We start from the raw sequence: 386 nt of genomic DNA, 5'->3' as shown, positions 1-386 counted from the left end.
CTTAAGGTTGGCATCGACCTTGCTCTATAGGTGATGAATTTGCGCAAAATACATTCATCATTTAAGTAAAGTAAGGAATTTGCAATGCCAACTCCATGTTATATCTCTATCGACGGCGAAACTCAGGGTCTTATCACTGCAGGCGCTCTATCTACTGATTCTATCGGCGATGCCTTCGTTGAAGGTCATGAAGACCAAATGTTAGTTCAACAATTTGACCACGTGGTAACCGTCCCAACTGACCCACAATCTGGTCAGCCTTCTGGTCAACGTGTTCATAAGCCATTCAAATTTACCGTAGCGCTAAATAAAGCGGTTCCGCTTCTTTATAACGCATTGGCGTCTGGCGAGAAGATGAAATCGGTTGAGCTAAAATGGTACCGCAC

Annotated in this window: 1 protein-coding gene; it reads left to right on the top strand. The window is 44.0% G+C overall.

Annotated features, from left to right (window positions below; translation table 11 throughout):
* Positions 1-84 precede the first annotated feature (84 nt).
* Positions 85-386, top strand: a 302-nt coding sequence (tssD, locus tag EYW48_RS21560) for a type VI secretion system tube protein TssD (protein WP_277433087.1), incomplete at its 3' end; no start/stop codon positions are given.

This window comes from Vibrio sp. 1180_3 (assembly GCF_029478545.1).
GTDB lineage: Bacteria > Pseudomonadota > Gammaproteobacteria > Enterobacterales > Vibrionaceae > Vibrio > Vibrio aestuarianus.
The sequence above is the reverse complement of the archived record's forward strand: the minus strand, read 5'-3'. Positions and strand labels throughout refer to the sequence as shown.